Source organism: Cuspidothrix issatschenkoi CHARLIE-1, assembly GCF_002934005.1.
GTDB classification, from domain to species: Bacteria; Cyanobacteriota; Cyanobacteriia; order Cyanobacteriales; family Nostocaceae; genus Cuspidothrix; species Cuspidothrix issatschenkoi.
Genome location: NZ_PGEM01000003.1, coordinates 62,617 through 72,144, shown reverse-complemented (window position 1 = coordinate 72,144; position 9,528 = coordinate 62,617). Strand labels below are relative to the sequence as shown.

Here is a 9,528-nt window from a genome sequence, read left to right as displayed (position 1 = left end):
CCAGAATTGGGGGTTAGGGGGTATGAAGAGGGGGGTAAAAATGTGATGAAAATTAGGGTTTATCACTTTTCAAATATCCTCTAAGACCCCTGATTTTTTAAGAGTTGGGGATCTCAATGCTATGCTGAATTCTGACATAATTCAGTTTTCTAACCATTCATGAATTACATCTATCTCCACGGATTCGCGTCTAGTCCCTATTCCAAAAAAGCTCAAGAAATTAAACAATATTTATCACAACTACAAATACCAATATCTATTCCTGACTTAAATAACGGTGGGTTTTCTAATTTAACTATTACTCGACAAATTCAGCAAATTACCGCACAACTTCCTGCAAATTCCCAACCTGTTACCCTCATCGGTTCTAGTTTAGGAGGTTTAACTGCTGCCCATATTGCCCAACAAAATTTACAAATACAACGTTTAATTTTATTAGCGCCAGCTTTCGGTTTTTTGTCCCACTGGTTGCCAACATTAGGAACAGGATTAAAATACTGGCAATTGACAAAATATGTGATGATTTACCATTATGGCTATCAACAATTACTACCTCTACATTATAATTTTGTTGTAGATGCTGATCAATATTCAGAAAGTTTATTACAACGTCCTATCCCTACCTTGATTTTACATGGGCAACAGGATCAAGTTATCCCGATCCAAGCTAGTTACTCTTTCGCTAATTCCCGTTCTTGGGTAAAATTAATACAACTCAATAGTGATCATAGTTTAGGCAATGTCAATCAGGAAATTTGCCAAGCAATTTCCTCGTTTTGTCAATAGCGGTTTTCACCATTCCCAATCATTAATTACCAATGACAAATCTTAAATTTATTCGTACCGATTTATCTCAATTAAATGCTTATAAACCTCATCCGGGCAGTGATAGTTCTGAACCAGTTAATATCCAACTTGATAGATTAGATACTAATGAAAGTCCCTTAGATTTACCACCTCAAATTAAAGAAAAATTAGCTTGGACTTATCAACAAGTTATAGAAACTAATCGTTATCCTGATGGTGGTCACGAAACACTCAAAAATGCGATCGCCCAATATGTAAATGAATCCGCTAATCTCAGCACTTCCACCTTTACAGCTAGTAATATTTCCGTTGGTAATGGTTCAGATGAATTAATTAGATCCCTATTAATTGCTACCTGTCTCCAGGGTGAAGGATCTATATTAGTTGCTAATCCCACCTTTTCTATGTATGGCATTTTAGCCCAAACCTTGGGTATTCCTGTAGTCACAGTCCCTAGGGACAAAAATAGTTTTGAAACCAATTTAGAAGCGGCTCAATCTGCCCTTGGACAAACCCAGAATCCTCCTATTCGTGTTGTTTTTGTTGTTCATCCCAATTCCCCTACCGCCAACTGTTTAACAGATGGGGAAATATCATGGTTAAAAAGTTTACCAGAAGAAATTTTAGTAGTCATTGACGAAGCATACTTTGAATTTAGTCAAACTAGCTTGGCAGGAGAATTATTACAGCGTCCTAACTGGGTAATATTACGTACCTTTTCTAAAGCCTTCCGTCTTGCCGCCATGCGTGTGGGCTACTGTATTGGACATCCAGAGGCGATCGCTATCTTAGAAAAAGTCCGTCTTCCCTACAATTTACCCAGTTTTTCCATCGCTGCGGCCATCAGTGCCTTAGAAAACCGCCATCTTTTACTAGAGTCAATTCCCCAAACCCTAACAGAAAGAACCAGACTCATTACAGCTTTATCACAGCAATCTATCTTAGAAATTGCACCCAGCGCAACTAATTTTATTTATGTTCGTGCTAAATCCAATCAATCTGATTCAGCAGATATGATTTTCACAAATCTTACTCACAAACTGAGAACTCAGGGAACTCTAATTAGACTTTTGCCTAGTAGTTTAAGAATTACCATAGGCACACCTGCCGAAAACACTCGCACAATAGAACGTATCCAAGCAGCTTTACAGCCATAGATAAGTAGGTTGGCGTTAAAAATTGTCCTCATGGGAAGGAAAAAGGCAAAAGGCAAGAAGTTCATCTCACGTCTACCTATTTTGGGAACAAAAAAATCCCTGTGTGTTGATCTGTTTCCTCTCTGTTAACTGTTTTCACAAAAACAATTATTCAGCAAACCCTAATTAGTTATCTATATCAATACCTAGACGACGTACTATTGTCACAGTTTGTGGTAGTACACCTACGAGTCTAGCAAAAGCTGCATCTGGTATATCAGCGACTATTTCCGCAGGGAAAAAGACCTCAAACTGATCCAAAATTTTTTGTATCCGCTGTTTAGCAATTGGAAACTCCGTAATTTGTTTAATTAAGCGAATCCATTGTCGCCTAATTAAATAGGCTTTTTGACGTTCTTCATGGCATTCAGGAGTTAATAAAGATATATTGCCTATGGGTAAAATCCCTTGGCAATCAATATCATAATCTCCACCAATCGCTGCTCCGGGCCCTGCAAATTCTGCATGGTATTCTTTAAAGAGTATTAACCCATTTCTTTTGCGACTATTCACCATGAGAACCTTGCCACTGTGAATCAGTTTAAGGATTTCAGAGCTTTGCAACTGCTCATTTCCATCTGGCATGATAATTGGGTTAACTACACTATGTTCTGCGTAATAATTTGACACTATAGCAGTTTGATAGCATCTACGCTTTTCACTATCAGTTAATTTTGATCAAATTTTTACCCCCCCCTTTCCCCCTTTACAAGGCTACGGTGTACAGTCTAATCAAGTTGCCTAATAGGGTTTTAATGCCCCTAACCCCCAATTCCCCCAAACTTGGGGGATTTAGGAGGCTAAATAATCATAAAACGAAGACACATAGGACTTGTGTGTACACCGTAGCTTACTAAGGGGAATCTGATCATGTGCATCTTCATAAGAAATTGGTATTACTCCTATAAGAGTTTAGCAATATCACTTATATTAATATCATATCTATAGATACCTTTTATAACTCCAATTGTATTGTTAAGTTGACAGCCATTAGCAATTTTATATATGTTTATGTAGTAAAATTTGTCGTGACCGATTTAGAATCAGAGCATCCCAAGGAGATTCAACACTATAGACCTGATATGCCAACTTACAATACAGTTGGTGAGCTTGATGATTATTTTCCAAAACATGAAGATATAAGTCTTGAAAACCCCATCTTTGGGAGATTTGCTCGCAGCAAATCAGTAAACTAGAAGCCACACCCAATCTTCGGTAACTGGGAGCAACTGCTAAATTAGATAAATAAGGGAAACTTTGATTTAAACTAGGCCAAGTATCAATTAGCCTCACACTCATTTCTATCGTTCCCATAATTTTCTGATTTGTAGCTGCCGTATCCACAGCAACCAAACAAACATGATGAGGTGTAGGAAACCTTAAACGATGTCTCAGGTCTTCATAAATACCCAGACGGAATAAAGGAAAAGCCCAACCCCATAAACCATCCTGGGAGTGAAAGCTTTCCGTAACAATTTGGGCAATATCTATTAAATCATCAGGTGTAGCTACTCGAATTTGTAAATGACCAATAGATAGATTAGTTATGGGGTTTGATGGGGGATGGGGAGAGCGAAAAAACCAGTATTTCAAAGCTAGTTCAGGATTAATAGGATTTAACAAGATATTTTCCCAGTATCTTTGCCAGATATGACCGAATGGTATTTTAATCATTACTAAGTTAGTAAAACCTATCTAAATCAACTATTTTAGCTGATTAAAGACAAATATCGCCTAAATTGGCAACGAAAGAGAGTGGTGATCTAGGTATTGAGTAATGGATACTGGGATAAGAACCTAAAAAAATACTCAATTCCTCATGGATAAATTACCTAAATCTACGACTTGCTTTAGTGTTAGTCCTGATTGGTAAATTAGAAACAGGTATTTGTTTAATAATATACTTTGTATGTCCATCAGACTAATGTATTATTCCTAACATTACCGGGCAAGGCAGAAGGCATGAGGCAACAGTCAACCGTCAATAACCAAATATCATAAGTGTTTAAATAAAAGATGATACCAACACTTACAAATAATTATTCAAATAATAATTCGATTAAATCTTACAATTCAAGAAGACATATTGATCCACCTTGGTTATGGATCGCTGTATCTATTGGTTCAGTGTCTCTTCATGTATTAGTATTTTCGTTGTTCCGTTCTTCTGATGAATTTCAAGCTTGGTTTCCCCCATCTAACCAAAGTTCGATTCCGGTTGATTTCATCGAGATTGCTACTGAACCAAAATCTATAATTAAAACTAAATCTGCTGTTTCGCCTTCACTAAAATCTCCACCTATTACACCTAATAAGGAAGATGATGGTGAGATATTGGCTAAGGTTGATTTAACACAAGAGAATAAAACTCAAAAGCCTCAAGTTCAAAAGCCTCAAGTTCAAAAACCCGAAGTTCAAAAGCCTCAAGTTCAAAAGCCTCAAGTTCAAAAGCCTCAAGTTCAAAAGCCTCAAGTTCAAAAGCCTCAAGTTCAAAAACCCGAAGTTCAAAAGCCTGAACCTGAAAAACCACCAATTAGACAACAATCATATCCTACAAATCCAACACCAGAAACAACACCCATCATTCCAGAAAGTGAACGTCCTTGGAATCGTCGTCAAGAGGTGAAACTAGGTAAAGGAACTCTCCTACCCCAAGATATTCCTGCTGATTCTCCCACACCCACCCCAGAACCTTCTCCAACTGTCAATGGAGGAGGTGCTATGGCGACAATTACTCCGATGCTAAGACAAGAGGTGAGTAAATTAATACAACAAAAACAACTGATAGCAGATGCTTTACCAGATGTTTTTGCTGAGTATAAAGGCAGTAGAGAAAAGGAGTTAGAACCTAGTCTTCTTCCTGGTGATGAGGGACTCAAACCAGCAAATATACTGGCTAGTTTAATTATTGATAAAAATGGACACTTTCAACAGGCCATAGTTATAGCTATTGAACCAGCTTCACTTCGGAGCGAAACCAATATGTATGAGCAAGCACTTAACCAGATATTTCAAGAAGAAAATTTTCTTGCTGCTTATAATCAAGACGGTTCAAAACCTGATTTGAGCAATTTATATGTTCGTCTCAAAATTCAACCAATAAATTCTCAATAGGGGCTTGCAATTTTATAAAAGTAATGTTATCTTGATTGAACTGGAAATACGCGGGTGTAGTTTAGTGGTAAAACTATAGCCTTCCAAGCTATTAATGCGGGTTCGATTCCCGCCACCCGCTTTTTAATGGAAACTGAGTATCTGTAAGGGTTCTAACTAAATCCAAAAACTGTTTACCTTTGTTTTATTTTTTTTCTAATTGGATTTTACCCCAATTTTGCCCCAATTAATCAAACACTAAAAAAGCAGATAAGCAAATCTAATCTTATTCGCTTTTTATATTATATTTTCTCATCATCGTTTAGGAGATCAAGATAAAGCCTTTCTAGCCTGGCTTTTGCTTGATCAAGTTGCTTGGCTTCTTCATTGTCTAACAAATAATCTAAGGCAAGTAAGAGCGTATCCTTAGCATTAATGATCTTTGATATTGCTTTTAAGTGTTTCATATCAGACACTTTATTAGGATCTATTTTTCGGTGTTCACTTTCAAAAAAGATATCTTCTATCTTGTCCAGTTGAGCAATGATATTTTGGATCTGGTTTAGTAGCATTGTGTTTTACCTTTAGTTTTGGGAGTAGTCTAAGCAGTTTAGTGACTTGCTCAGGTCGCGGTGGTTAGGCTGCTGTTAGTTGGGCTGAATCTGAATCAAATATTATTCCTAGTCGGTTGATAAGTTTTTCTCGTATCTCTTTACGTCCGGCTACCCCTACATTTAAGGATCGTCCGTCGTTATATTGCATTTGTCCGATTAACAAGCCTACATTTTTAATTTGGAAATTTAGACAAGCTGCGTGAATTTTGGCAGATAGTTCTAATTTATCTAGCGGGATGTCTGCGTATTCGATGGTTCGGATGGTTTTAATATCTATGCTGTAATCTAAATTGAAAAATTCTTTAGTGTCAGGGACATATATTATGAATTTTGAGATTAGCTGTAAGAGGTCGGATTCACTAACAGTATCCAAATAACTCTCTAAGGATTGATAAACGTTTTTCGTAAATCCTAAACTAGCAGTAACTTTTTTTAGTTCGGGTATGGTTACGGACGCCATCGCAATGTTGATTGCTTTTTTTATTTCTTCTAGTTTGTTATTAGTTGTAAGAGGTTCATTAATAGGCTGGGTAATTACTTCTTTAGGTTCGTTAATTACTTCTTCAGGTTCATTAACAGGCTGGGTAACGCCACCATCTATTAATGTTAATAATCTTTGTTTGTTGACTATTTGATCCTCTTCTGGTAACCCCTTATTTAATTCTGTGAATATTTTTAATTGATCTTTTAATTGTTGTAATACTGCTAATTCTGATTCTGTTGGTTGACGATCTTTTTCGTATTCAGTCCAGGCAGAACTAAATACAGTTTCTTGATCAAAGTCTGCTATTGTTTGAGCTTCTTTAAGTAGTTCTGTAGCTTGTCTAATTTTTTCCTGATAGTCCTGATTTAACTTTTTTTCGAGTTCTGTTAACCTCGCTTGTTCTTCTTCTGCTGTCTTTAATTCTTGTTTCAGTTGATTTACTTTTTCTGTTTGCTTGGTTAGGAGCGATCGCACTTCTTTGATGTTCATAGTTTTATTTTGTGTCTGATAAATATCCTTTATATATAAAGTGTATCATCTATATTTTATTTGTGCAACTATTTATAATATTTATTTTTTAGTATTTTTTTATACTTTTGTCTGGTATTTATCTATGGTTTTTTTAAGATTTTTAGTTAGACAGCCTAGACAGTTTAGACAGAATCTTTGTTTAAAGGTACTTTTAAGGCTGTCTGGTTTGACAATAATAAAAAACCACTGTCTAACTAGACAATGGTTAAATCCTCAGTATTTAGGTTTACGACTATCCTCAATCGGGAATATATACCAGAATATCGTTAACCTGACAATCTAAGGATTTACAGAGTTTATCTAAGGTTTCTATGGGAATACTTTTAAATCTGCCATGTTCTATTCTTTTAATGCTGTGGAGGGTATGCCCGATTGCTTCAGCTAACTGGTTTTGGCTAAAACCTTTACTTTGTCTAACTTCTTTTAGTCTAACTTCTATCATGCTTTTTCTTAATATCCTTTTTATAAACAGTATATCTGATATTTTCTATCATAAATAAATTTTATGGTTTTTCGCGTTTTTCTAGTGGTACATATCAGAAAGTTTAATTAATAAAAATACTACATTTATTACATATCCTACAAAAGTATGTTATAATGTGTATATCGAACTTAGATAGATGATTCAGAGATTATTTATAAAGGATGAATCAGTAACTAAGAAATCAAGAATCAAGTAATGCGTAAGCCTTGTATAGCAGTCGTTCTCACGGTTTTTGATTCTTAAAAACAACTATTTAAGTGATGATTTTGATTGATTGATGATTTTAAATGATTGATGTATGTAGGCTTGTTATATGGCAAAAACTAAGAAATCAGGTCTAGCAGTGGACAGTCCAGGGTTTTTTACTGATTTACCGATCAATAAAAGCCATTTGGCTGAACATTTTGGAGTAGCACGATCAACTGTTTGGCAGTGGCATCGGTTGGCTTATTTTAGAGTGCCTGGATTTAAGGAAGCTTACCCTAAAAAAGCAGATGGTGGGATTGATAAAACTGCACCTTTATCACCTTTTCAAGCTTGGGTTATGAGTTTGATCGGTCGGTTGTTTAAGTTGTATGGAACTGAGGAAAGGGTAAAAATGTACGTCCAAAATAATCCCGATGATTTTAGTATTTATACTTTCAAATCGGCTGCTAAGAACGTCTGGAAGTAGTTACATAAAAGTTACACACATCATAAGGAATAAAAGTCATGAGTAACATCACTATTAAGGAAATCGCAAAACAGCTAAATATTGATGAGGATATCATCAGATTTAGTTTGGCTGAACGTTATCCAAACGACTACGACAGTATTAGAGAGATCCCATTGGTAGAGTATGAAATCATTGCAGAATCTTTAAAGTTGGCTGCTGTGAGTGGGGTTAAGCAGTTGTCAGGGAATAGACAAGAATCAGAAGCGATTATTCAATCTAATTCTGAACTTCCTACAGAAGTGAAACAACAAATTTATTCAGGTGTTGTAAACAGTCTTACCGATTTTTATGGTAGTTACCATCTGTCTATTAGTGAAATATCTAATGCTTTGGCTTATGTTTCCAGTCAGAAAGTAGTTAACGACTTCGTAACTATTCATTCTGAATCTGTTAGACACGGGTTAGAGAATTATCTTGATGATTTTGCTAGTCAAGCTTCTGAAGCGGCTCAGTTAATTATGGGTGTGGACGCTAAAGACTTTCTAGCATCTAACGGTATTAACCCTCAAGGTGAAAAAAAGTCTGTCGCTACTCAAAAAGCCAAGTCAACGGCAAGCGCGATATTTTCTTTACTGAAGAAGTAAATAATCTAGCGTCAAAGATAGCGGTATCTGATTCCCGCTATCTAGGATCTTTGTATTTTATTAATCAAGAGAGGTCTAAAAAAGTGATTACTGAGATTTGTTTTTATTCGGGTATTGTGTCGCTGTCATTACTCTTTGGGGCGGCTGCTGTGATTAATCCTTTAGGTGCTGGTTTGTTGGCTTTAGGTTTTTATGGGGTGGCGAAAAATGCGTAATTCTTCAAAACAATATAAGGCTGTTTTGATCTATCCTTCTTTGATTTTTATTTTGGTTGTTTTTCCGCTATTCGTTGGTTCTTACATTACGAAATCTTACCAGGTGAACTACCAGAATGATGTTGATAGATTAACGAGGTCTGCTAGTGAAAAATAAGAAGATTGTGTTTAACCTGAAACTGGATGCTCCTAGTGTCTACATGGCTTTGGAAAACTTAGCGGACATTAATCAAGATATTGTTAATGCTGCGTTAGATGGTGATGAGTCTGCTATTTGTGCGATCGCTGATTTTAAAAGTAAACAGGCTACTAGAGAGGCTAATGCGGATCAAGTTTTTTCTAATCTTAAAGAGGGTATAACCAGTATGGGGAATGTTGTTAATCATGAATCAGAATTTATTAATCATACCAATTCTCAGATTCAAAATATAGCTAAGGATTGGAGTCAAACCCGATTAGCAGATCGGGAATTGTCTCACGGACTAGAACAAAGTTTGATCCGTAGTGACTATGAACTGATAGAGGCTGACGTTAGACATCAAAGAAAAATTAATTTACTAGATGTGGAACATAAAACCAATATTCAGTTAATCGGTTTAGACTATTCTGCTAAACAACATCAGTTAAATACAAATGTTAGCCATAGCCTCGGTTCTAAACCCTTAGCGGTTCAAGCTTCCCATAGGTTGTCTGCTGTTAAAGGTACGGTTCAAAATTTAGGATCTGGACTATTCGGTTTGGTGCGGAGGCTGTTTGATTAATAAAAAAAATCCTCTACTCACGCGCCGAGTAGAGGATTGAAGAA

Annotated in this window: 12 protein-coding genes and 1 tRNA gene; 8 read left to right on the top strand and 5 right to left on the bottom strand. The window is 36.1% G+C overall.

The genetic code is table 11. The annotated features are described in order from the left end of the window. Nucleotides 1–159 precede the first annotated feature (159 nt). Both CUN59_RS00465 and CUN59_RS00460 read left to right on the top strand, forming a co-directional pair. A complete protein-coding gene (locus tag CUN59_RS00465; RefSeq protein ID WP_104385988.1) occupies nt 160–786 on the top strand; it encodes a YqiA/YcfP family alpha/beta fold hydrolase in 627 nt (208 codons plus the stop codon). Nucleotides 787–818: 32 nt separating this feature from the next. Beyond that, entirely contained in the window at nt 819–1,964 is a 1,146-nt protein-coding gene (locus CUN59_RS00460) for a histidinol-phosphate transaminase (protein WP_104385987.1), read from the top strand. Between the two features lie 165 nt (nt 1,965–2,129). Here the strand turns inward: CUN59_RS00460 and CUN59_RS00455 are convergent, their stop codons facing one another. Both CUN59_RS00455 and CUN59_RS00450 read right to left on the bottom strand, forming a co-directional pair. Next, complete coding sequence (locus tag CUN59_RS00455; RefSeq protein ID WP_243406817.1) at nt 2,130–2,633, bottom strand: hypothetical protein; 504 nt, start codon at nt 2,631–2,633, stop codon at nt 2,130–2,132. Between the two features lie 369 nt (nt 2,634–3,002). After that, nucleotides 3,003–3,596 carry a GNAT family N-acetyltransferase gene (locus CUN59_RS00450; RefSeq protein ID WP_438501795.1) on the bottom strand — a complete coding sequence of 198 codons (594 nt, stop codon included), beginning with the start codon at nt 3,594–3,596 and terminating at the stop codon, nt 3,003–3,005. 423 nt (nt 3,597–4,019) lie between these two features. Between CUN59_RS00450 and CUN59_RS22550 the strand changes: the two genes are divergently transcribed. Together CUN59_RS22550 and CUN59_RS00440 are read left to right on the top strand one after the other, a co-directional pair. Then, on the top strand, nt 4,020–5,117 hold the full coding sequence (locus tag CUN59_RS22550) for a hypothetical protein (RefSeq protein WP_243406816.1): 1,098 nt from the start codon (nt 4,020–4,022) through the stop codon (nt 5,115–5,117). Between the two features lie 50 nt (nt 5,118–5,167). Continuing rightward, nucleotides 5,168–5,238, top strand: a tRNA-Gly gene (locus CUN59_RS00440). Nucleotides 5,239–5,398: 160 nt separating this feature from the next. On the opposite strand, the gene CUN59_RS00435 is transcribed toward CUN59_RS00440, so the two are convergent. The 3 genes from CUN59_RS00435 to CUN59_RS00425 all read right to left on the bottom strand — a co-directional run bounded on the left by CUN59_RS00435 (nt 5,399) and on the right by CUN59_RS00425 (nt 7,167). Beyond that, nucleotides 5,399–5,668: a hypothetical protein gene (locus CUN59_RS00435; protein ID WP_104385984.1), complete on the bottom strand. Its 270-nt coding sequence runs from the start codon at nt 5,666–5,668 to the stop codon at nt 5,399–5,401. A 64-nt stretch (nt 5,669–5,732) separates the two neighbouring features. Continuing rightward, entirely contained in the window at nt 5,733–6,683 is a 951-nt protein-coding gene (locus CUN59_RS00430) for a hypothetical protein (RefSeq protein ID WP_104385983.1), read from the bottom strand. A gap of 280 nt (nt 6,684–6,963) precedes the next feature. Further along, entirely contained in the window at nt 6,964–7,167 is a 204-nt protein-coding gene (locus CUN59_RS00425; RefSeq protein WP_104385982.1) for a helix-turn-helix domain-containing protein, read from the bottom strand. Between the two features lie 355 nt (nt 7,168–7,522). Here CUN59_RS00425 and CUN59_RS00420 point away from each other — a divergent pair, with 355 nt between their 5' ends. From CUN59_RS00420 to CUN59_RS00410, 4 genes are all read left to right on the top strand, one after another. After that, nucleotides 7,523–7,882, top strand: a complete 360-nt coding sequence (locus tag CUN59_RS00420; RefSeq protein WP_104385981.1) for a hypothetical protein — start codon at nt 7,523–7,525, stop codon at nt 7,880–7,882. Nucleotides 7,883–7,920: 38 nt separating this feature from the next. After that, the gene (locus tag CUN59_RS00415; protein WP_104385980.1) at nt 7,921–8,508 is read left to right on the top strand and encodes a hypothetical protein; all 588 of its coding nucleotides are present in this window, start codon (nt 7,921–7,923) and stop codon (nt 8,506–8,508) included. Between the two features lie 83 nt (nt 8,509–8,591). After that, nucleotides 8,592–8,723: a hypothetical protein gene (locus CUN59_RS22250; protein WP_279327280.1), complete on the top strand. Its 132-nt coding sequence runs from the start codon at nt 8,592–8,594 to the stop codon at nt 8,721–8,723. Nucleotides 8,724–8,869: 146 nt separating this feature from the next. Next, entirely contained in the window at nt 8,870–9,484 is a 615-nt protein-coding gene (locus CUN59_RS00410) for a hypothetical protein (protein WP_133163983.1), read from the top strand. Nucleotides 9,485–9,528 lie beyond the last annotated feature (44 nt).